Source organism: Caulobacter sp. 602-2 (assembly GCF_011043625.1).
Lineage (GTDB): Bacteria > Pseudomonadota > Alphaproteobacteria > Caulobacterales > Caulobacteraceae > Caulobacter.
The window spans coordinates 161674-183372 of record NZ_JAAKGT010000011.1 but is presented as its reverse complement, the minus strand read 5'-3'; the positions used below and the strand labels follow the sequence as shown (position 1 = coordinate 183372).

Sequence of the window (21699 nt, the reverse complement as noted above, 5' to 3'; positions counted from 1 at the left end):
GCGGATCTATCCGAAACGCGCCCTCAGGCCGCCACCGCGGAGGCTCCGTCGAACACCGGGACATCCTGCGGCGCCAGGGTCGCCTTGCCGCGCAGCAGGTCGGCGGCGCGCTCGGCGATCATGATCGTCGGGGCGTTGGTGTTGCCGCCGATCAGGGTGGGCATCACCGAGGCGTCGATCACCCGCAGGCCGTCGATCCCCTGCACGCGCAGCTGGTCGTCGACCACCGCCAGCGGATCGCCCGCCGCGCCCATGCGGCAGGTGCCGACCGGGTGGTAGATCGTCTCGGCCTTGGCGCGGATCCAGGTGTCGATCTCCTGATCGCTCCTCACCGCCGCCCCCGGCGCGTACTCGCTGTCGCGGTAGGGGTCCAGCGCGGCCTGGGCGGCCACGTCGCGGCCGATCCGCACGCCCTCGCGCATGGCCCGGCGGTCTTCCTCGGTCGCCAGATAGTTGGCCAGGATCTTCGGGTCGGCGAACGGATCCGAAGACTGCAGACCCACCGAGCCCCGGCTTTCCGGACGCAGCTGACAGACGTGCAGGGTGAAGCCGTCCTTCTCGACCACCACCTTGCCGTGGTCCTGCATGATCGCCAGCACGGCGTGGATCTGCAGGTCGGGCCGGTCGAGATCGGGACGCGAGCGCAGGAAGGCGCCCGATTCCAGGAAGTTCTGCCGCCCGATCCCCTTGCCCATCAGCAGGTAGGACAGGCCGACGCCCAGCTTGTTCAGGCCCTTGTTGGCCGAGTAGGCCGTCTTCAGCCCCTTGGTCGTCCACGACAGGCAGACGTCCAGATGGTCCTGCAGGTTCTGGCCGACGCCGCGGGCCTCGTGGACGGGCGCCACGCCGGCCGCCTTCAGGGCGTCGGGATCGCCGATCCCCGAAAGTTGCAGGATTTGCGGAGATTGCACCGCGCCGGCGCTCAGCAGCACCTCGGCGTCGGCGTAGGCGATCGCCGTCTGGCCGCCCTTGCCTGCGACATATTCGACGCCCACGGCCTTGCCGTTCTCGACCACGATGCGGGTGGTGCGCGCCTCGGTCAGGCAGGTCAGGTTGGGTCGCGACAGGGCCTGGGCCAGATAGGCGGCGGCCGCGCTCCAGCGCTTGCCGTCGCGAATGGTCAGGTCGTACGGGCCGAAGCCCTCCTGCTGGAAGCCGTTGAAATCCTTGGTCACCGGGTGGCCCGCCTGGCGGCCCGCCTCGATCAGCGCCTTGTAGAACGGGCTGTCGGACTCGCCGGCCGACACGTGCAGCGGCCCGCTGTCGCCGTGATAGGCGCAGCCCCCGCCATGGAAGGTTTCCGAGCGTTTGAAGTAGGGCAGCACCTCGGCGTAGGACCAGCCGGACAGACCCATCTGCCGCCACTGGTCGTAGTCGCGCGCATGGCCGCGGATGTAGATCATGCCGTTGATCGCCGAGGATCCGCCCAGGCCCCGCCCGCGCGGCCACCACAGCTTGCGGCCGTCGAGATGCGGCTCGGCCTCGGTCCAGAAGCCCCAGTTGCACTCGCCCTTGGCCTTGATCAGCTCGCCCACGCCGGCGGGCATGCGCACAAGCACCGAGCCGTTCTTGCCGCCGGCCTCCAGCAGCAGCACCTTCACGGCCGGATCCTCGGTCAGCCGCGCGGCCAGCACGCAACCCGCCGAACCGGCGCCGATGATGACGTAGTCGTAGCGCGTGCCCGACATGGCGTCCCTCCCACAATGTTATCGTTGTTTAGACAGCACAGTGACCCGGTCCCGGGACGGCGGCAAGAGGGCATGAAACGCCGCGAAGAACGCCGTTACGGATTTTGCGCGAACTCAACCTTAATCCGATCGGAAGGGGCGGCCGACATCATGACGGTCATCAGATCGGCCGGCGGCTTCGTGGAGAGCGCCCTACCGGCCCGTCCGACTTCCACGCCGGCGACAGTCCCGCCGCCGCCGTGAGAAGGCCCCGCGCATCCAGCCCCTTTGCGCGGGTCTGACAGGAGCGCCGCCCATCCCCCCCCCTCCGGGCGGCGCTCCTGCGCTTTTCGCTCAGATCGCCTTGAGGCCGGCGCGATAGCGCTTCCAGTTCTCGACATAGTGCAGGGCCGAGGCCTGCAGGATCATCGCCTGGTGCTCGCTGACCTCGCGGATGATCTTGCCCGGCGCGCCGACCACCATCGAGTTGTCGGGGATCTCCTTGCCCTCGGTGATCAGGGCGCCGGCGCCGATCAGGCAGTTCTTCCCGATCTTGGCCCCGTTGAGGATGATCGAGCCGATGCCGATCAGCGAGCCGTCGCCGATCGTGCAGCCGTGCAGCATCACCATGTGACCGACCGTGACGTTCGCGCCGATGGTCAGCGGGATCCCGGCGTCGGTGTGCAGCACCGAGCCGTCCTGGATGTTGCTGCCCCGGCCGATGGTGATCGGATCATTGTCGCCGCGCACCACCGCGCCCCACCAGACGCTGGCGTTCTGTTCGAGCACGACATTGCCCATCACGCTGGCGGTCGGCGCGATCCAGTATTCGTCTTCCGACGGAAGGTTCGGCGCGATATCGCCCAACGAATAGACAGTCATCCGTACACCCCGTGTTCTTCCAAGGCTGCGACCTTTAATCGCTCATAAACCATAAAAGCCCCTATTGTAGATCCGGTGATTCGGGGTGGAACATCCTTCCATCGGGGGACTTTCCTACCGTATCCGCCGCGGTCCATACCGTCCGCGGCCTCCTGACGACGGAGAAACAGGTCTTGCGTTCGGCGTTCCGGCGTACAGCACCGCCTTCCTGGGGCTCCACCGAGCCGCCTGGCCGCGCCTGCGGCTCCGTCTTCTGCTCCTCTCATCGACCCAAGGACGACGCCTTACGGCCTCGTCCTTTTTTCATGCCTGAATGGAGGCTTTGATGACCAAGCGAGCCCTGAAGCGGATGGTGCGCGAAGGCGCTGACGGCCGCTACGACGACGACGCCAAGGTGCGTCGCCTGCCGGTGGAGCATCGCGGCGGCTGGTCGCCGCTGGGTGAAGCGGACAACGCGCCCCGGGATCAGAGCTACATCAAGACGATAAAACCGAAATCGCCAGGCCAGGCGCAGCTGCTGGAAGCGATGGACAGCAAGAACCTGGTCATGGCGCTGGGTCCGGCCGGCACCGGCAAGACCTACCTGGCCATCGCCAAGGCCGTCGAGGCGCTGGAGGCCGGCCGGGTCAACCGCATCGTCCTGTCGCGCCCCGCCGTCGAGGCCGGGGAGTCGATCGGCTACCTGCCGGGCGACATGGAAGACAAGCTGGCTCCCTACCTGCGGCCGCTCTACGACGCCCTGACCGACCGCCTGTCGGTCAAGCGCATGCGGGCCCTGATGGCCGAAGGGGCGATCGAGATCGCGCCGGTCGGCTTCATGCGCGGCCGCACGCTGAACAACGCCTTCGTGGTGATCGACGAGGCCCAGAACTGCACCTACATGCAGCTGAAGATGCTGCTGACGCGCCTGGGCTGGCATTCGACCATGGTGGTCACGGGCGACCCGAACCAGTCGGACCTGCTGCCGGGGATCTCGGGCCTGGGCGACGTGGCCGATCGCTTCGAGCAGATGTCGAACATCGCCGTGGTCCGTCTGGCCGACCAGGACATCGTCCGCCATCCGCTGGTGGCCGAGATGCTGGGCGTTCTGTGACCCTCATTCTGTAATTTCATAACAGTTCATGCCCTTCCGGGCTTGAGTATGGGGCGGTCGGACGGCAAGGTCCGGCCGCCTTAACTGTTTGCGGAACCCGCATGTCCGATATCACCGCCGCCCCGCGCTCGGAGTTCACGCTCCGCGGCGTGATCCTGGGCATACTCATCACCGTCGTCTTCACGGCCGCCCAGGTCTATCTGGGGCTGAAGGTCGGCCTGACCTTCGCCACCTCGATCCCGGCCGCGGTGATCTCGATGGCGCTGCTGCGCTTCTTCCAGACCTCGACGATCCAGGAAAACAACATCGTCCAGACGATCGCCTCGGCCGCGGGCACGCTGTCGTCGGTGATCTTCGTGCTGCCGGGCCTGCTGATGATCGGCTGGTGGTCGAACATCCCGTTCCTGGCCACCTTCGGCATCTGCGCCGTCGGCGGCATCCTGGGCGTGATGTACACCATCCCCCTTCGCCGGGCCCTGGTGACCAACTCGCCCCTGCCCTACCCCGAAGGCGTCGCCGCCGCCGAGGTGCTGAAGGTCGGCTCGGGCTCGCGCGAAGGCGCGGCCGAGGGCAAGGCGGGCCTGTGGGCCGTGATCGCCGGCACCCTCAGCTCGGCGGCCTTCGCCGCCCTGGGCGCGGCCAAGATCTTCGCCGCCGAGGTCGCCGCCTTCGTCAAGGTGGGCAAGGGCGCGACCGGCATCGGCGCGTCCAGCTCGCTGGCCCTGATGGGCGCGGGCCACCTGATGGGCATCACCGTCGGCATCGCCATGTTCACCGGCCTGTTCATCGCCTGGGCGGTGCTGGTGCCGATCCTGACCGGCGTGTTCCCCGCCGAAGCCGGCGCCAGCGTCGCCGACCACGCCCTGACCGTCTGGGCCACCAAGGTGCGCTTCCTGGGCGCCGGCGTCATCGGCGCGGCCGCTATCTGGACCCTGGGCAAGCTGGTCGTCCCGATCTGGCGCGGCCTGGTCTCGGCCTTCGAGGCGGGCAAGGCCCGTCGCTCGGGCGGCGGCGACCTGCCGCGCGTCGAGCAGGACATCCCGCTGTTCGTCGTCGGCCTGGTGTCGGTGGCCCTGCTGGCTCCGGCCGGCTGGCTGCTGGCGGCCTTCGCCCTGGGCGGTCCGGCCGGCGCCCTGGCCCTGCCGCTGACCATCGCCGCCGTCGCCTACCTGGTGTTCGCCGGCCTTCTGGCCGCCGCCGTCTGCGGCTACATGGCCGGCCTGATCGGCTCGTCCAACAGCCCCGTCTCGGGCATCGCCATCTTGACGGTGCTGGGCGCCTCGCTGCTGGTCGGGGCCATCGGCCGCGGCCTGATCGGTCCGGACGCCGCCAAGGCCCTGGTCGCCTTCGCCCTCTATGTCACCGCCACCGTGCTGGCCGTGGCCGTCGTGGCCAACGACAACCTGCAGGACCTGAAGACCGGCCAGCTGGTCGACGCCACCCCGTGGAAGCAGCAGTCGGCCCTGGTGATCGGCGTGCTGTCGGGCGCCGTGGTGATCCCCTTCGTGCTGGACCTGCTGGCCAAGTCCAACGGCTTCGTCGGTGCGCCGAACCTCAATGTCGTGCCCGGCGCCGAACCGCTGGCCGCGCCGCAGGCGACGCTGATCTCGACCCTGGCCAAGGGCGTCATCGGCCATAACCTGCAGTGGGACCTCCTGGGCGTCGGCGCCCTGATCGGCCTGGCGCTGGTGGTGGTCGACATCGTGCTGCGCCGCGCCAGCAAGGACCGCTTCAGCCTGCCGCCGCTGGGCGTGGGCCTGGCCATCTACCTGCCCAGCGCCGTGACCGCCCCGGTGGTCGTCGGCGCCCTGGCCGGCTGGATCTTCGAGCGCGTGGTCTCCAAGGACCGCAAGGCCGAGGTCGCCAAGCGCCTGGGCGTGCTGATCGCCTCGGGCTTCATCGTCGGTGAGAGCCTGTTCAACGTGGCCCTGGCCCTGCTGATCGTCTCGACCAACAAGGGCGCGCCGCTGGCCATCGCCAACCCGCCGCCCGAGCACCTGGGCATGATCATCGCCATCATCGTCGCGGCGGTCGTGGTCGCCGGCCTCTACGGCTGGTGCCGGATCCAGGCGCGGAAGATGGAAGAGGCCTGATCGGTCTCTCCCTATCGAAACCGAAAGGCCCGGAGGCGTACGCTTCCGGGCCTTTTCCTTATCCAGGCGCCAGCACCGTGAACCACACGTCGGCCCGCCGCTCGAAGCCCAGGGCCTGGTACAGCGCGTTGGCCCCGGCGTTGTCGGCGTAGCTGTGCAGGAACGGCGTCTCGCCCCGCGCCAGGATCGCGCCCGCCACGTGGGCCATCAGGCCGGCGGCGTAGCCCTTGCCGCGAAAATCGGGCCGGGTGCAGACGCCGCTGACCTCGGTGAAGCCGTCCGGCCGCATCCGCTCGCCGGCCATGGCCGCCAGTTCGCCGTCGACCTTCACACCGACGAAGTCGCCCAGTTCATGGGTGCGCGAGAAGAACGGGCCGGGCTTGGTCAGCGTGGCCAGGGCCAGCATCTCGGCCGCGTCGGCGTCGCCCAGCGAAATGATCTCGAAGTCGAGCGGCTTCAGCGGCGTGATCGCCCGCGCCGTCATCTGCCAGCACAGGGCGCTGGAGGCTGCGTCGGCGCCGGGAACCGGCGGCGGCGGGGCAAGCTCGACGAGGCCCGAGGGTCCATGCTGGCGCACCAGGTCGCCCAGGGCCGCTAGGCTCTCTTGAGACACCTCGGCCAGCGCCGCGAACAGGCCGAAGTCCGGATCCATCCGCAGCGCCCCGCCGCGCGGGATCGCCAGATGCGCCTGCCGGCCGGTCAGGCTGGACCAGACGGGACGATCGAGAGGATGGGCGGACATGGCGGCTCCCTGCAACGCGACGCAAGCTTCACAGAGGTTTCGCCGCCGACGACAGCGATCTAGGATTGCATCGTCCCCACCGCCACCCGAAAGGCGCCGATGAAGTCCGCAGCCGCGATCGCGAGCCTCGCCCTGGCCCTGATGATCGCCGGTCCTGGCGCCGCTGCGCCGTCGCCGCCCGTTCCCACCCCGCCGGAACTGGAAAAGCCGATCGACGGCTACGACCTGCGCACGCCTTACCAGCTGTGGTGGTACTGGATCGAGCGCAGCAAGGGTCCGATCATCGAGGCGGTGATCGACACGCCCGCCACGCCTCCGCCGGGCGAAAGGGCGTTCGGACAGCGGCAGCTTTATTTCAAGGGCTTTGGGGAGATGGGCCTGTTCGCCGGCGGCGACGCCCAGCTCTTCTGCAGGCCTGCCCAGCCCTACGGCTTCGACAAGGACAGCTGCCACATCGTGCTGCGCAAGGTCAGCATCCCGGTCGAGGTCGGCGGCCACAGCAAGCCGACCTCGCTGTCACGCTGGATGCGAGAGAACTTCGACGGCCCCGCCCTGGCCCGGCATCTGAAGGCCGAAGGCGTCTCGCCGCAGACCGACTGGTGGTTCGCCGACCGCGCCAGGATCTTCGCCGCCTCGGCCTCGCCGGCCGCCGCCCTGAAAGCCGAACTCCGGGTCGAGCGTGTCGATTCCCGCGACTGCCCCGCCATGGCCAAGGCCTTCGCGGCGCTCGACGCGGCGAGCCTTGATCTGCGGCTGGACCTGTTCGGCGTCGGCAAGGACGCTGTTCCCAGAGCGCCCATGCCGCACTCCAGCCAATGGGTCTACACCCTGGGCCTGATGCGCGAGGACGGAGCCGTGACCCTGGAGACCACGAGCAAGACGGTCGAGGCCCACGTCGTTCCGATACTCAAGGCCGCCGACGCCTGCCTTGCCCAGGCGCCCAAGCCTCAGCAATAGGCCGCGATCAGGGCCTTCACCGCGCCCACCACCGCCAGGGCCGGCTTGTCGTCGTCGTCGAACATCTGGCTGGAGGTGAAGACGCCCTCGATCAGCAGCATCATCGCATCGCCCAGGGCCTTGGGGTCGGACGCGCCCATATGGGCGGCCTTTTCACGCAGGCGGTCGCGCAGGTCCTGCTTGTGCGCCTGCGACACGGCGCGGCCGGCATGAGCGCGGTCGGGATACTCGACCACCGCGTTGCTGAGCGCGCAGCCGCGATAATCGGCCCCGCCCGAACGCGCGGCCAGGCCTTCGAAATAGGCGATCATCTGCGCCTTCGGGTCGTCGGGAAACGCATCCTCGGCCGACTTGAAGCGGTCCCAGAAGCCGTCCTCCACCTCGCGCAGCACCGCGGCGACCAGGTCGTCCTTGGACTTGAAGCTGCGATAGAGGCTGGGCTTGGTCACGCCGGCCCTGCTGACGATCTCGTCCACCCCGACGGCGCGGATGCCCTCGCGATAGAACAGGTCGCGGGCCGTCTCGAAGATCTTCTCGGCCGCCCGCGCGCCGGGCGCGTACGGCTGCAGGTGGAGGGGCGTGTCGGCGTCGTTTTTCGTCATAGCTCAGAAGGCCTCTTGACGATGTTACTAACCGGTACGTACAACGCCATCAAGACCCGTACCGATCGGTTACATTTTCCACGAGGAAGCCCGCATGGCGACGATCCGACGCCCCTTCGGCCGCAACTACGCCTTCGTGGTGGCGGGCGTGACCTTCCTGGCCCTGCTGGCCGCCGCCGGCCTGCGGGCAGCGCCTGGCGTGCTGATCCTGCCGCTGGAAAAGAGCTTCGGCTGGGATCGCGGCTCGATCTCGCTGGCCGCGGCCATCGGCATCTTCCTCTACGGCCTGACCGGCCCCTTCGCCGCGGCGCTGATGCAGTCGTTCGGCGTGCGCAAGACCGTCAGCCTGGCCCTGGTGCTGATGGCGATCTCCACTGGCCTGTCGGCCTTCATGACGCAGAGCTGGCACTATGTGGCCACCTGGGGCGTGCTGGCGGGCTTTGGCAGCGGCGCGGTGGCCATGGTGCTGGGCGCGACCATCGTCAATCGCTGGTTCGTCGAGCGGCGCGGCCTGATGCTGGGCCTGCTGACCGCCGCCACGGCGACCGGCTCGCTGATCTTCCTGCCGGCCATGGCCTTCATCGCCGAGCATGGCGGCTGGCGCCCCGTGGTGCTGACCGTGGCCGCCGTCGCCGCCCTCATGGCCCCCATCGCCTGGCTGCTGATCCCCGAGCGCCCCTCCGACATCGGCCACAAGCCGTTCGGCGCGGGCGAGGACTGGGTGGAGCCGCCGCGCGGCTCGGCTTCCAACGCCCTGGCCGGCGCCTTCGGGGCCCTTGCCCGCGCATCCAAGACCCGCACCTTCTGGCTGCTGTTCCTGGGCTTCTTCATCTGCGGCCTGACCACCAACGGCCTGATCGGCGTGCACATGATCGCCTTCTGCGGCGACCGCGGCATGCCCGAGGTGCGCGCCGCCGGCCTGCTGGCGCTGATGGGCCTGTTCGACCTCTTCGGCACCACCGCTTCGGGCTGGCTGACCGACCGCTACGACCCGCGCAAGCTCTTGTTCGTCTACTACGCCCTGCGCGGCCTCTCGCTGATCTACCTGCCCTATTCGGACTTCTCGATCGTCAGCCTGTCGGTGTTCGCGGTGTTCTACGGCCTGGACTGGATCGCCACCGTGCCGCCGACCGCGCGCCTGGCCACCCAGGCCTTCGGCGACCGAGACGGCCCGATCGTCTTCGGCTGGATCGCCGCCGGCCACCAGCTGGGCGCGGCGACGGCGGCCGTGGGCGCGGGCATGATCCGCGCCGCACAGGGCCAGTACGTCCAGGCCTTCGTGCTGGCGGGCGTGGCCGGCCTGATCGCGGCGGGCGCCTCGCTGCTGATCCGCCGCGAGGTCAAGGCGATGGCGGTCTAGGGTCCGCCACTCCTACCTCCCGTCATTCCCGCCCTTTTGGCGAGAATGACGGGATTGGAAGCTGAAAAAGAAAACGGCCGCCCCGGATGCACCGGAGCGGCCGCTTCCTGCCTGAACAGGCGAAAGGCTTAATCGAGGTCTTCGGCCAGGATGGCCATCTCGAACATGTACGAGCCGTCCTCGTCCTCGTCCTGGAAGACGACGCCGATGAATTCGCCCTTCACCTCGACTTCGGCCGAGTCCTTCTGCTTGGGACGGGCCTTCACGGCGATGTGCGGGTTGCCGAAGGTGCGCTTCAGGTGGGCTTCGAGCTTGGCGATGGCGGCGGCGTCCACGGGGGGCTCCTGATCTCGTTGTTGGTCTTTCGCCCCCGTGGGGCGGAATGGCGGGAAACTAGAGGTCCACGGCGCAAAGTGTAAGGCCTTTTGCGCGGGCGCCCGCTCAGGTCTGTTGAGAAAACCGCGGCGGCGAGGCGGCCCTGCCCTGCTCGACCAGCCAGTCGCGGAACCGCCGCGCCCCGCGCGAGGCTCCGGCCTTGGGGGTCAGCGCGCACAGCAGGGTGGGCTGCGGGACCATGCCCAGCGGCGCCACCAGCCGTCCGGCCGCAAGGTCGCGCTCGACAAAGGCGTGCGGGACCATGGCCACGCCCAGCCCCGCCGCCGCGGCCTCGATCATGTAGAAATAGTGGTCGAACTCGCGCACCAGCCCGGCCGGCGGCAAGGCGACGCCCGCCTCGTTCGCCCACTGGTCCCAGCCGTGCAGGAAGGTCTTGGTGTGCAGGCGCGGCAGGGTCAGCAGCCCCTGGACGCTGGAAGCCCTGGCCGCCAGGTCCGGCGCGACGACCGGGCCGACATGGGTGTCGAGAAAGGCCGTCGCCTCGCCGTCCGGTGAGTCTGGGCCGTCGGGATCGCGCATGCGGATGGCCAGGTCGATGCCGTCGGCGCGGAAGTCGAACGGCCCGTTGGACTCGGCCACCCGCACCGGCGTGTCGGGAAAGCGCTCGAGAAAGTCGGGCAGGCGCGGGATCAGCCACTTCATGGCGAAGGTCGGCAGGCACGACACCACCGTCGGGCGCGGCTCGTCCTCGGGCGGCCGCGGCACGGCCTCGTCGAGGATGTCGAAGGCCCGTGTCAGGCCCTGGGCCAGCCTCAGCCCGGCCTCGGTCATGGTCAGGCGGTTGCGCGGGCCTTCGGTCAGGGCCACGCCCAGGTGATCCTCCAGCTGCCGGATCTGGCGGCTGACCGCGCCATGGGTGACGCACAGCTCGTCAGCGGCCAGGGTCATGCGCCCGCGTCGGCCAAAGGCCTCGAAGGCGCGCAGGGCGTTCAGCGGCGGCAGCGGACGTCGGGCCATGTGATGAAACCTCACAGACCTCGACCGATAAGTCGTTAGCCGCGCCAGAGCAACCGCCGGATAAGCAAGGCATGGAAAAGCACGGCAGACGGTCGCCGATCGGCGCGGCGCAGTGGGCGGCGGTGGCGGCCCTGTGGGCGCTGGCGCTCTACGGCATGACAGCCAAGCCGGCGCCGCGCCTGGAGACGGCACAGCTGACGGCTTGCCGCTGACGCCGCCAAGTTGCGCTGAGAAAGCGGCGCGGAGATACTGCCAACATGGCCGCTTCCGACCACGACCTCGTCGAAGATCTTCACCGTGAGCGCCGCCTGGCGCACCACGTCTTCGCCGGCTCGCTGATGTCCAACGCCAAGTGGCGGGCGGCGCTGGACGCTCTGGCGGCGTCGGGGCTGGATATTCGTCAGGTCCGGCTCAAGTTCGCCGACCGGGACGAGCCCGTCTCGATGGGGCGGCCGTGGACGGCGGCGGCGGACGGGTTCCTCGACAGCGTCGAGTTCGGCCCCTTCCCCATCATCGGAATCGAATGGCTCGAAATCCCGGGCGTCGCCGTCATCCCTGGCGCGCCGGCGCGGCGTCACCTCCACGACCTGGACGCCGTACGCGCGGCCCTGGCCGCCACGGGAAAGCAATTGCCGATCGAGGAGGCTCCCGACGCCCTTCGGCTTGTCGGGCACGTCCGCTGAGGCCGCCGCCTCAGATCACGTAGTCGTACACCACGTCGGCCAGGGTGTGGTCCATGGTCCGGGCCGGCTCTTCGCAGGTGGGGCAGTTGACGATGCGGGCGGGCACGCCGGCGGCCGTGCAGTGCGGCGGGATCGGCTTGAGCACCACCGAGCCGGAGGCCACCTTGGCGTAGTCGCCGATCTGGATGTTGCCCAGCACCTTGGCGCCCGCGCCCAGCAGCACGCCCTTGCCGATCTTGGGGTGACGGTCGCCGCGCTCGGCGCCGGTGCCGCCGAGGGTCACGCCGTGCAGCATGGAGACGTCGTCGCCCACGACCGCCGTCTCGCCGATGACGATGCCGGTGCCGTGGTCGATGAACACCCCCGCGCCCACGCGCGAGGCCGGGTGGATGTCGACCTGGAAGACCTCGCTGGCGCGGCTCTGCAGGTAGAAGGCCAGGGTCTCGCGATTGTTCTCCCACAGCCAGTGCGACACGCGGTGGGTCTGCAGGGCCAGGAAGCCCTTGAAGAACAGGAACGGCTGGACATAGCCCTTGGTGGCCGGGTCGCGCTCGAACACCGCGCGCAGGTCGGCTTCGGCGGCGGCCACCAGGGCCGGGTCGCGCTCGAAGGCCTCGGCGGCGAATTCGCGGGCGGTCATGGCCCGCATCTCCTGGTCGCCCAGCTTGCGGGCCAGCTGGAAGGTCAGGGCGTCGGCCAGGTTGTCGTGGCTGAGGATCACGGCGTTGAGCAGCGAGGCCAGGGCCGGCTCGGCCTTGGCGGCGTGTTCGGCCTGGTTGCGCAGCGCGGCCCAGACGGGCGGCGCGGCCTTATCGGTCACGACTTCCAGAGGCTTAGCCACGGGGCTCTCCCTTCCCAGCGGAGACTAGAGCATATTTATTCAAAACGCTCCAGCCGAACAGGCGACGCGGACTTAGCGGCGCAGGACCAGCGCGGCCAGATCGGCCGGCAGCTCGCCCACGGACGCCATATGGTGCACCCGGAGCAGTAACGCCACCGTCAACGAGTCCGGCATCTTTCCCGTGACCGCCGCGTGGAGAGCCTCGCCGAACGGCACGCGCGCCACGGCCAGGTCCTCGGTGTCGTCGGGCTCGGCCCGGGTCGGCGAAAGATCGAGCGCCAGAAAGCCGTAGGCGATCTCGTCGCTGATCGAGTTGGAAAGCTCCATGGTCAGGATCGGACGCCAGTCGGCGGCGGCCAGACCGACCTCCTCGGCCAGCTCCCGCTTGGCCCCGTCCAGCGGATCCTCGCCCATGGGCGCGCCGCCCTCGGGGATCTCCCAGCTGTAGTTGCCGCGCGGAAAGCGGGCCTGGCCGACCAGGGTCACCGTGCCGTCGGCATGCAGCGGCACGACGCCGATCGCCTGGTTCTTGAAGCCGACCTTGCCATACAGGGCCGGACGGCCGGTCGGGGCCACCGCCTGGTACTCCGTCACCTCGATCCAGGGATTGTCGTAGACGACCTTGGCGCTGGTGACGCCCCAGGCCTCGCCGTGTGGTTTCAGCCAGGCGAATTTCTCGGACATGCGAACGGCTCGCGACTTGTGCCGGCCGTGGCTCGGCCATAGGTGACGTGCCTGTAGCGCGCTTTCAGGAGATCGTCTTGGCCGGTTCCATTCCCCCCGCCCCCGAATTCGGCGAACCGATCGCGATCGAGGCGGCGCCCGAGGTTCTCGCCTTCCTGGCGCGCCGCCGCTCGGCCTCGGCGATGGCCCTGGTCGCGCCGGGCCCCAGCGAGGACGAACTTTCCGACCTGCTGCGCCTGGCCGCGCGCGTGCCCGACCACGGCAAGCTCTTTCCCTGGCGGTTCGTGATCCTGCGCGGCGATGCCAAGGCCGCCTTCGCGGCCAGGATCGCGCCGCTGGCCGCCGACCAGGCCAACCCGACCAAGGCCACGGCCGCCATGCGCAAGCTGACGACCCCGCCGCTGGCGATCGCGGTGATCTCGCGCCCCGTGCCGCACGAGGTGCCCGAATGGGAGCAGGTGCTCAGCGCCGGCGCGGTCTGCACCCAGTTGCTGCTGGCCGCCTCGGCCATGGGCTACGGCGCCAACTGGATCACCGACTGGTACAGCTTCGACCAGCGGGCGCTAGACATCCTCGGCGTCGGCGCCGACGAGAAGGTCGCCGGCTTCCTCTACATCGGCACGTCGGCCGAACAGCCGCAGGAACGCGTGCGGCCGGATATCGCGGCGATCACCAGCGAGTGGAGCGCGTAACAAGACCCTCCCCCTGAAGGGGGAGGTGTCGGCGCAGCCGACGGAGGGGGAGGAATCCTCTGCCCTCGATGCAACGCCGGGCGGCCGAAGGGACTTCCCCCTCCGGCCCTCCGGGCCACCTCCCCCTTCGGGGGGAGGGTCGGGCGCTCACCCCCGGCCGCGATACGGGGCCACGCCCTGATCGGGCACCCACAGGCCTTCCGGCGCCGGGCCGGTCTGCCAGAACACGTCGATGGGGATGCCGCCGCGCGGGTACCAGTAGCCGCCGATGCGCAGCCAGCGGGGCTTGGCGACCTCGACGATCTTCCGGGCCACCTTGACCGTGCAGTCCTCGTGGAACGAGCCGTGGTTGCGGAAGCTGGTGAGGTAGAGCTTCAGCGACTTGCTCTCGATCAGCCAGTCGCCCGGCGCGTAGTCGATCACGAGGTGGGCGAAGTCGGGCTGGCCCGTCACCGGGCACAGCGAGGTGAATTCGGGCGCCACGAAGCGCGCCAGGTACAGCACGTCGCTCTGCGGGTTCGGCACGGCCTCGAGGACGGCGGCTTCCGGGTTTTCGGGAGCGGCGACGGTCTGGCCCAGCTGGGTCACGGAAAGTTCGGTCATGGCGGCGATTTAGGCCTCCGCCCGCGGCGAGACAAGCGCCGGCGCCCCCGCTACGGTGTCGCAAACAATCGTTTGGGAGAGACGCCATGACGGACTTCGACGGCTTCACGGTGGTGGTGACGGGCGCCTCGACGGGCCTGGGCCGGGCGATCGCGGTCGAGACGGCCCGCCGGGGCGCGGGCCTGGTGGTCGTCAACTTCGCCCGCAGCGCGCAGGAAGCCGAAGAGACCGCCCGCCAGGTCGAGGCCCTGGGCGCCAGGGCCGTGCTGGCCCAGGGCGACGTCGCCGACGACGCCGACTGCCGCCGGATCGTCGAGGCCGCAGCGCCGTCGGGCCGCATCGACGCCCTGTTCAACAACGCCGGCATGACCAAGTTCGCCCCGCAGCACGGCGACCTCGATGCGGTGAGCGCCGAGGACTTCCTCAAGCTCTATTCGGTCAATGTGGTCGGCGCCTTCCAGATGGTCCGCGCCGCCCGCAGCCTGCTGGAGGCCGCGCCCCGTCCGGGCGCCGTGGTCAACACCAGCTCGATCGCCGGGGTGATGGGCAACGGCTCGTCGGTCCCCTACGCCGCCTCGAAGGGCGCGATGACCACCATGACCCTGTCGCTGGCCCGCGCCCTGGCCCCGAAGATCCGGGTCAACGCCATCTGTCCCGGCTTCATCGACACCCCTTGGTTCGGCAAGGCCATGGACGAGGACCGGGTGGCGCGCCTGCGGGCCGGGGCGGCGGCGGCCACGCCGCTGCAGGTCGCCTCCACCGCCGAGGACGTCGCCGGCGCCGCCGTGTTCCTGGCCTCGCCCGCCGCCCGTCACGTCACCGGCGAGACCCTGCTGGTCGACGCCGGCCTGCATCTGGGCGCGGCGGGCCTGTCGATGCGCTGAAGTCGCACGCAAACGCGGATCGACAACTTGCGAACAACTGTGGCCGACCTGCCGCTTTCGCGGCAAATACGCCACAGTTGCTCACGTTTTGAGCGATCCATGTTCTTATTGCTGGCGCTGTGCCCCCGCTGATTGCAACTAAAGCATGGCCCGCGGTTAATCCCGGCTTGTGAATGAACGCGCTTGCAGGCGCCGCACAAGTTGGGACCACACTCCCGGCGGGCTACACAAAAAAGGGGATAACACGGATGAAGATCTTCAAGCTCGCGCTGGCCGCCGCCACCGCCTCGGTCGCTCTCGGCGGCGCCGCCATGGCTGAGGAAATCAGCCTCTCGTACAACGTCGGCATCGCCAGCGACTACGTGTTCCGCGGCGTCAGCCAGACCCAGGAAGATCCGCAGGTGTTCGGCGGCGTCGACCTCGGCTACGGCGTCGGCTACGCCGGCGTGTGGGCTTCGAACGTCGACTTCGGCACCGACGACCCGACCGTGGAAGTCGACTTCTACGCCGGCATCAAGCCGACCGTCGGCGACGTGTCGATGGACTTCGGCGTGCTCTACTACGGCTACTCGAAGGACAAGGGCCTGAACCCGGGCAAGTACAGCTACACCGAACTGAAGGCCGCCGTGTCGAAGCCGATCGCCAAGGCCACCATCGGCGGCGCCGTGTACTTCTCGCCGGAATGGCCGGGCGATCTGGGCACCGCCACCTACGTGGAAGTGAACGGCTCGTACCCGCTGACCGACAAGTTCTCGCTGAGCGGGGCCCTGGGCAAGCAGGCGATCGAAGACTCGGCCAACTACACCACCTGGAACCTGGGCGTCGCCTACGCCCTGAACGACAAGCTGTCGCTCGACCTGCGCTACTGGGACACCGACGTCCACGAGTGGGGCAACATCTACGACTCGCGCGTCGCGGTGTCGCTGAAGGCCTCGTTCTAAGCCACGGCTTTCGGAACGACGAACGAGCCGCCCGGGTCACCCCGGGCGGCTTTTTCGTGCGCTCAGCCGACGCCCCAGGCGGCCGAGACCTCGCTCGCCCCCAGCACCAGGGCGAAGGACAGGCCCAGGCTCTTCAGCGCGCCCTCGTGCAGGTCGGCCTCGTAGGCCGCGCAGGCGTCGTTGACCACGAACACGTGGTAGTCGCGGTGGAAGGCGTCGCGCACCGTGCTGTCGACGCAGCACTCGGTGGTCAGGCCGCACACGACCAGCGTGTCGACGCCCCGCGCCCGCAGCCGCGCGTCGAGGTCGGTGCCGACGAAACCGCTGTAGCGCGGCTTCCACACCACCAGTTCGCCCGGCTCTGGCGTGGGGCCGTAGAACTGCGCCCCGGGCGCGCCCTTGCGACAGATCACCCGTTCGATCTCCGGGTCGCCGCCGCGCCGGCGCATGCGCTCCAGCATCACCGGCGAGTCGCTGCCCGGCGTCGTCTCCAGGCCGACGAACACCACCGGCGCCCCGGCCTCCCGCGCCGCATCGGCCAGCCAGGTCGCCGTCTCCACGGCCTTGGCCGTCGACGCCAGGTCGACCCCGAAGCGGCCGATGACGCCGTCGGGCGCGGCGAAGTCCACCTGCATGTCGACGATCACCAGCGCCGTTCGCGACGGCGCGATCCAGGCGGCCATGCCGCGCTGTTCGTCGGTCGGCACGGCGTTCACGGATAGGCCTCGCGCAGGCCCGGCAGGATCTCGGCCCCGAACATCGCCAGGCCCGCCTCGTAGTCGGGGAAGATCAGCATCAGCCCGTCCAGTTCGCAGGTTTCCACCAGGTCGCCGATCCGCGCGCCGCAGGTCGCCGGCGCGCCGATCACGGTGCGGGTCATGAACGCCCCCTGCCGCGCGGCCGTTTCGGCCAGGCGCTCGGGCGGCACGCCCCAGTTGGACAACATGGTGGTGACCGCGCCCATGTCCACCCCGTCGCGATAGCGATCCGCCAGAGCCTGGGCCTGGGCGTCGGTGTCCGCGTGCACGACCGTGCACATGGCGTAGGTCCGGATGGTCTTGCCCAGGTCGGCGGCCCGCGTCCTCGCGCGGCGGCTGGCGTCGCGCAGGGCCGCCTCGTCCTCGCCGCCGATGAAGCAGGCGTCGGCCTCGGCGACGGCGAAGGAAAAGCCCCGCTCCGAAACGCCCGCGCAGATCAGGTCCGGACGCGGCTTGCTGAGCGGCTTGGGCTTGGACTGGCAGTCGGTCAGGGTGAAGAAGCGGCCTTCGTGGCTGACGCTGTCCTCGACCCACAGGCGCTTGACCAGGCGGGTCCACTCCTCGGCCAGGGCGTAGCGGTCGTCGTGGCTCAGGGCGTCGTCCCAGGCGCTCATCTGGGCGAACTCGTCGCGATAGGCGCCGGCCACGATGTTGAGCCCGGCGCGGCCGCCGCTGATGTGGTCGAGGGTGGCGATCATCTTGGCCGCCACAGCCGGGTTCTGCAGAAGCGGGTGCAGGGTGGCCCAGATCTTCACGCGGCTGGTGGCCTCGGCCAGGGCGGCCATCAGGGTCACCGACTCCAGCGCCGCGCCCCAGTGGTCGGTGTCGCCGCCGAAGCCGCGGAACTTGGCCATCGACATCACGAAGTCCATGCCGATCTGGTCGGCCAGCACGGCGGCGGCGCGGTTCTGCGGATAGAGGCCGTCCAGCGGCGGCGTCGTGCTGGAGACGATCCAGCCGCCGTTGGCCACGGGCAGGAAGACGCCGAACTCCTTGCGCCCGACTTCTCGCCCCATCGTCGCCTCCACGCCTGCTCGCTCAACTTCGAGTCAGGCGCGACCATAGACCAAAAGCATGACCGCGCGAGGCCGGGCTCAGGCGTCGGCGGCGACCCCGGTTTCGGCTTGGGCCGCCACGGCGGCGGCGCGCGGCTTGGGCGGCCGCATCATCAGGACGGCCAGGAACACCACCGCCGTCAGGGCCGCGAACAACTGGAAGGTCGGGGTGAAGCTGCCCAGGCGGTCGCGCATGAAGCCGCCGACGAACGGGCCGGCCGCCGACACCGCGCCCACCAGACAGACCAGCGAGAACAGCTCGACGTTGTTGCGGCGGCCGAAATAGTTGAGCAGCAGCAGGCTGACCGCCAGCACCGTCAGGCCAAACCCCAGGCCCACGCCCACCGCGTACAGCGCCTGCAGCGGCAGGGTCGTGGCGTGGGCCAGGGCCAGCAGGCCCGCGACCAGCAGCCCCTGGGCCAGCACCAGCAGCCAGCGCGGATCGATGCGGTCGCCCACCGCCCCGCCGGCCATCCGCGCGACGACCTGCATCAGGCCCTCGGCGCTGAGCGCGCCGGCCGCGACGACGCCCGCCACGCCCAGCTGCGTCAGGTGCGCCTGGGTCAGGCTGGCGGCGGTGACCCCGGCCAGCAGGTGGCTGAAATAGGCCGCCACCAGGATGGCGAACTGCGGGGTGCGCACGGCGTCGCGGACGCTCCAGTCGTGGTCGGTGCGATAGACGCGCGGGTGGGCCGGGGCTGCCTTGGCCTCGGCGGCGGTCAGACGGTCCATGGCCCGGCCGGCCTCTTCCAGCCACTTCGGACCGCCGACCACGGCGGCGCACAGAAGGCCCAGGAAGCCGATGACCACCGCCTGCAGCGCCCAGTACATCCGCCACTGGCCGTCGAAGACGTCCTGGCTGGCCAGCACCAGCAGAGGTCCGGCGACGCCGCCCAGGGCGCCGCAGGTGAAGTAGATTCCGAACGGCAGCGCCCGCTGGCGGAAGATCGCCGACAGCACGTGGGTGCCCGGGATCAGGGCCGCGGCCTGGAAGCCGACGCCCAGCAGGGCCGTGGCCAGGAAATAGGCCGGCAGGCCCTGCACCTTGGCCAGCAAGGCCAGGCCCGCGGCCATCACCGCCGCGCCCGCCACCAGCGTGGCGCGCACGCCCCAGCGGCGGATCAGCATCGTCGGCAGCCAGGACGAGGCGCCGGTGGCCACGCCCATGACGGTGAAGCCGAGGAAGGCGTTCTGCCAGCTCCAGCCCAGTTCCGGGACCATGGCCGGGATCATCACGCCCAGCGACGAATAGGTCGCCGCCGTGATCAGGAACAGCAGCAGGGAAAAGGCGCCCAGCAGCAGCCAGGGGCGGTGCTGGATCTGGTGGTTGGTCATCAGAAGCGCCTTGCGAGGGTGATCCGCCACTCGCGCCCCTTGCCCGGCAGGGCGGCGAGGTTGGCGTATGTGTCGGCGACGGGCGTGAAATAGAGCTCGTCGAGCAGGTTATCGACGTTGAGCGTGGCCGTGTAGGGGCCGTACTCGTAGGCCAGCGAGCCATTGACCACCGCATAGGCCGGATAGACCACAGCGCCCGGAACCGTGCCCGAGGTCTTGGTCACATGGGTCACGCCCAGGGTTCCATAGAGCTTGCCCCAGTCGTGCTGGTCCGAGGCGTAGGCGCCGTAGAGGCTGACCACCGATTTCGGGATCAGGGTGTAGTCGTAGTCGCCCGGCCGGACGCTGGCGAAGCTCCACACCACGTACGAGCCGCCATAGCCCTGGGCGCCGGACACGCCGGCCGTATAGGTCGGCACGTACTGGAACGAGGTGTCGGGGCCCTTCACCGTCGTGTGCTGGGTGTTGCCCGAGAAGGTGAAGCTGAAGTGCTGCGAGGCCAGCCAGCGTACTTCCAGTTCGACGCCCTTCGAGCGCGTGCCGGCCGGATCGCCGTTGATGCCCATCAGCTGGGTGCGGTTCTGGCGATAGCCGGCCAGCGAACCGATCAGCGCACCCTTCAGCCACTGGAACTTCACGCCGGCTTCGGCGAGATCGCTGTCCGACAGCCAGGCGTCGCCGGCGTCGGCCACCAGGCCCGGATTGACGTCGCCGGCCTGGCTCATCTCCAGGGCGCTGGCCTTGGCGTAGGAGACGTAGGGCATCAGCCCGAAGGGCGCCTTGTAGGTGACGCTGGCGGTGTAGGTCCCCTTGCCCTTGGCGTCACTCTGCACGCCGGGCGTGGTGAAGCTGAGCGAGCCGGTGTCTTCGGAGGTGACGTCGTAGTCGTCGTAGCGGCCGCCCAGCATCAGGTTCAGGCGCTCGCCCACCTTGATGTCGGTGGTGAAGAAGATCCCGACCTGCGTCCACGTGGTGTGGTTGTCGTTCTCCCAGGTCATCGACGGATCGGTGAACGGGCTGCCGATCAGGTCGGTGGCGGTCTGGCCCACCGACAGGTCGCGCCGGTCCAGCGCGATCAGGCCGCTGTTGTAGCTCTCGCGCCGACGGCCCTTGAACGAACGGTACGAGGCGCCGACGAACGAGCGGGCCGTCACGGCGTCGTCGAGGAAGCGATTGGCGAACTCGTAGGTCGCCCGGGCTTCCCAGACCTTGCTGTCGAAGCGCGCCGGATAGCCGTAGGAGACGAAGCGCTTGTTCTCCAGGTCGTCGTAGAACAGCTGCAGCTTCACCGCGCTGTCGGGCGACAGCTTCCTGGCGATGTCGAAATAGAGGGTGTTGGTCGCGGTCTTCGAGAAGTCCGCGCCCGAGATGTAGACGGTGCGCGGCGACAGCTTGGTCGTGCCGACGCCGACGTCCAGGGTGTGGGCGGCGTCGCTGCTCGGGAACCCGTAATAGGGCAGGTACAGCGCCCCGCCGATCTCGCCCGGCGTCAGGCGGCCGTTGCGGTCGGCGTCCACGAGGCTCGTATCGCGGCCGGTGACGTAGGTTCCGTTGTCGATCAGGTCCTGGGTCAGGCGGTTCCAGCCGGCGGTCTGCACGTCGCCCTTCGAGCGATAGACCATGCCGCCCAGCGCCGTGCTCCAGCCGTTCCCCAGGTCGAAGTCGGACGAGACCTGCAGGGTCTGGCGGCGCGGATAGACGCCCTTGTAGTAGCTGTGGCTGTCTTCGATCTCGCCATAGACATGCACGCCGCCGACCACCTCGCCGAATTTGGCGGGCAGGCCGATCTGGGCGGTGGCGTTCTTGCGATTGTAGCTGCCGAAGGTGGCGGTCAGTTCGCCCTCGGGCGCGGTCAGGTAGCCGCCCTCGCCCTTCCCCGACTTGGGAATGAAGTTCAGCATGCCGCCGACCTTGCCCGAGCCGTAGATCGGCGTCGGCGGTCCCCGCACGATCTGGATCTGGTCGGCCGCGCCGATCGGGGTCGAATAGGTGCCGCGGTTCTCGATCCGCTTGAAGCCGCGGAAGTAGTTCTCGGCCAGGGTGCCGCGGATGTTGAGCGCGCCGGGCACGCCATAGAAGCTGGCGGTGTAGGTGCCCGGCGAGACGGCGGTCAGGCCGTCGAGGGTCTCGATGCCATAGCGCTGCAGGGTCAGGCCCGAGACGAAGCTGGCCGAGCGCGGCGTCTCGATCAGCGGCTTGTCGAGGCCGAAGACCGTGTCGTTCGGCTGCTTTTCCAGAAGGCCCGCATTGCGATCGCGGGCGACCACCACCACGGCGTCGACCTCGGCCAGCTGGTCGTCGGCATGCGCGGCCGAAACGGCGGCGAGGCCGGCGAAGGCCCCGATGAACGAGGCGGCGGCGAGCAGGGCGAGGCGGCGGGACATGCAAGCGGGCTCCGGGGAGCGGGGCCACGGCCCCGTCTCGCCGCACCAAATGGGGATGACTTGACGTTCGTCAAAATCTCTTCTGACATT

The 21699-nt window shown here is 69.4% G+C and carries 22 protein-coding genes; 9 read left to right on the top strand and 13 right to left on the bottom strand.

Annotated elements, in window-relative coordinates:
- Window positions 1-23 precede the first annotated feature (23 nt).
- Complete coding sequence (locus G5B46_RS19850; RefSeq protein ID WP_165261707.1) at window positions 24-1688, bottom strand: choline dehydrogenase; 1665 nt, start codon at window positions 1686-1688, stop codon at window positions 24-26.
- Between the two features lie 333 nt (window positions 1689-2021).
- On the bottom strand, window positions 2022-2549 hold the full coding sequence (locus G5B46_RS19845) for a gamma carbonic anhydrase family protein (RefSeq protein WP_165261705.1): 528 nt from the start codon (window positions 2547-2549) through the stop codon (window positions 2022-2024).
- Window positions 2550-2862: 313 nt separating this feature from the next.
- Here G5B46_RS19845 and G5B46_RS19840 point away from each other — a divergent pair, with 313 nt between their 5' ends.
- Entirely contained in the window at window positions 2863-3642 is a 780-nt protein-coding gene (locus G5B46_RS19840; protein WP_165261703.1) for a PhoH family protein, read from the top strand.
- Between the two features lie 101 nt (window positions 3643-3743).
- On the top strand, window positions 3744-5735 hold the full coding sequence (locus tag G5B46_RS19835; protein ID WP_165261701.1) for an oligopeptide transporter, OPT family: 1992 nt from the start codon (window positions 3744-3746) through the stop codon (window positions 5733-5735).
- A gap of 58 nt (window positions 5736-5793) precedes the next feature.
- On the opposite strand, the gene G5B46_RS19830 is transcribed toward G5B46_RS19835, so the two are convergent.
- Window positions 5794-6477, bottom strand: a complete 684-nt coding sequence (locus G5B46_RS19830; protein ID WP_165261699.1) for a GNAT family N-acetyltransferase — start codon at window positions 6475-6477, stop codon at window positions 5794-5796.
- A 99-nt stretch (window positions 6478-6576) separates the two neighbouring features.
- Between G5B46_RS19830 and G5B46_RS19825 the strand changes: the two genes are divergently transcribed.
- A complete protein-coding gene (locus G5B46_RS19825) occupies window positions 6577-7434 on the top strand; it encodes a hypothetical protein (RefSeq protein ID WP_165261697.1) in 858 nt (285 codons plus the stop codon).
- Here G5B46_RS19825 and G5B46_RS19820 read toward each other — a convergent pair.
- Entirely contained in the window at window positions 7425-8036 is a 612-nt protein-coding gene (locus G5B46_RS19820) for a TetR/AcrR family transcriptional regulator (RefSeq protein ID WP_165261695.1), read from the bottom strand. The two genes, G5B46_RS19825 and G5B46_RS19820, sit on opposite strands and share 10 nt — an antisense overlap.
- 94 nt (window positions 8037-8130) lie before the next feature.
- On the opposite strand from G5B46_RS19820, the gene G5B46_RS19815 reads away from it, so the two are divergent.
- Complete coding sequence (locus G5B46_RS19815; RefSeq protein WP_165261693.1) at window positions 8131-9396, top strand: MFS transporter; 1266 nt, start codon at window positions 8131-8133, stop codon at window positions 9394-9396.
- 128 nt (window positions 9397-9524) lie between these two features.
- On the opposite strand, the gene G5B46_RS19810 is transcribed toward G5B46_RS19815, so the two are convergent.
- Together G5B46_RS19810 and G5B46_RS19805 are read right to left on the bottom strand one after the other, a co-directional pair.
- Window positions 9525-9731 carry a DUF3126 family protein gene (locus G5B46_RS19810; protein ID WP_101711814.1) on the bottom strand — a complete coding sequence of 69 codons (207 nt, stop codon included), beginning with the start codon at window positions 9729-9731 and terminating at the stop codon, window positions 9525-9527.
- A gap of 106 nt (window positions 9732-9837) precedes the next feature.
- On the bottom strand, window positions 9838-10749 hold the full coding sequence (locus G5B46_RS19805) for a LysR substrate-binding domain-containing protein (protein WP_165261691.1): 912 nt from the start codon (window positions 10747-10749) through the stop codon (window positions 9838-9840).
- A 71-nt stretch (window positions 10750-10820) separates the two neighbouring features.
- On the opposite strand from G5B46_RS19805, the gene G5B46_RS19800 reads away from it, so the two are divergent.
- Together G5B46_RS19800 and G5B46_RS19795 are read left to right on the top strand one after the other, a co-directional pair.
- On the top strand, window positions 10821-10961 hold the full coding sequence (locus tag G5B46_RS19800; protein WP_165261689.1) for a hypothetical protein: 141 nt from the start codon (window positions 10821-10823) through the stop codon (window positions 10959-10961).
- A gap of 45 nt (window positions 10962-11006) precedes the next feature.
- A complete protein-coding gene (locus tag G5B46_RS19795; protein ID WP_165261687.1) occupies window positions 11007-11432 on the top strand; it encodes a hypothetical protein in 426 nt (141 codons plus the stop codon).
- A gap of 10 nt (window positions 11433-11442) precedes the next feature.
- Here G5B46_RS19795 and cysE read toward each other — a convergent pair whose 3' ends face one another.
- Complete coding sequence (gene cysE, locus G5B46_RS19790) at window positions 11443-12273, bottom strand: serine O-acetyltransferase (protein ID WP_165261685.1); 831 nt, start codon at window positions 12271-12273, stop codon at window positions 11443-11445.
- Between the two features lie 72 nt (window positions 12274-12345).
- Entirely contained in the window at window positions 12346-12957 is a 612-nt protein-coding gene (locus tag G5B46_RS19785) for an NUDIX hydrolase (RefSeq protein ID WP_165261683.1), read from the bottom strand.
- A gap of 77 nt (window positions 12958-13034) precedes the next feature.
- On the opposite strand from G5B46_RS19785, the gene G5B46_RS19780 reads away from it, so the two are divergent.
- The gene (locus G5B46_RS19780; protein ID WP_165261681.1) at window positions 13035-13649 is read left to right on the top strand and encodes a nitroreductase; all 615 of its coding nucleotides are present in this window, start codon (window positions 13035-13037) and stop codon (window positions 13647-13649) included.
- 147 nt (window positions 13650-13796) lie between these two features.
- Here G5B46_RS19780 and queF read toward each other — a convergent pair whose 3' ends face one another.
- The gene (queF, locus tag G5B46_RS19775; RefSeq protein WP_058346646.1) at window positions 13797-14252 is read right to left on the bottom strand and encodes a preQ(1) synthase; all 456 of its coding nucleotides are present in this window, start codon (window positions 14250-14252) and stop codon (window positions 13797-13799) included.
- Window positions 14253-14338: 86 nt separating this feature from the next.
- Here queF and G5B46_RS19770 point away from each other — a divergent pair, with 86 nt between their 5' ends.
- Both G5B46_RS19770 and G5B46_RS19765 read left to right on the top strand, forming a co-directional pair.
- Window positions 14339-15136, top strand: a complete 798-nt coding sequence (locus G5B46_RS19770) for an SDR family NAD(P)-dependent oxidoreductase (protein WP_165261679.1) — start codon at window positions 14339-14341, stop codon at window positions 15134-15136.
- A gap of 248 nt (window positions 15137-15384) precedes the next feature.
- Complete coding sequence (locus G5B46_RS19765) at window positions 15385-16077, top strand: TorF family putative porin (protein WP_165261677.1); 693 nt, start codon at window positions 15385-15387, stop codon at window positions 16075-16077.
- Window positions 16078-16139: 62 nt separating this feature from the next.
- Here G5B46_RS19765 and G5B46_RS19760 read toward each other — a convergent pair whose 3' ends face one another.
- The 4 genes from G5B46_RS19760 to G5B46_RS19745 form a co-directional block, all read right to left on the bottom strand.
- Window positions 16140-16793, bottom strand: coding sequence for an isochorismatase family cysteine hydrolase (locus G5B46_RS19760; RefSeq protein WP_346764955.1), 654 nt, complete (start codon window positions 16791-16793; stop codon window positions 16140-16142).
- Complete coding sequence (locus tag G5B46_RS19755) at window positions 16790-17851, bottom strand: LLM class flavin-dependent oxidoreductase (RefSeq protein ID WP_165261675.1); 1062 nt, start codon at window positions 17849-17851, stop codon at window positions 16790-16792. The genes G5B46_RS19760 and G5B46_RS19755 overlap by 4 nt, the downstream gene beginning before the upstream one ends.
- Before the next feature lie 78 nt (window positions 17852-17929).
- Window positions 17930-19225, bottom strand: coding sequence for an MFS transporter (locus G5B46_RS19750; RefSeq protein WP_165261673.1), 1296 nt, complete (start codon window positions 19223-19225; stop codon window positions 17930-17932).
- The gene (locus G5B46_RS19745; protein ID WP_165261671.1) at window positions 19225-21609 is read right to left on the bottom strand and encodes a TonB-dependent receptor; all 2385 of its coding nucleotides are present in this window, start codon (window positions 21607-21609) and stop codon (window positions 19225-19227) included. The genes G5B46_RS19750 and G5B46_RS19745 overlap by 1 nt, the downstream gene beginning before the upstream one ends.
- Window positions 21610-21699 lie beyond the last annotated feature (90 nt).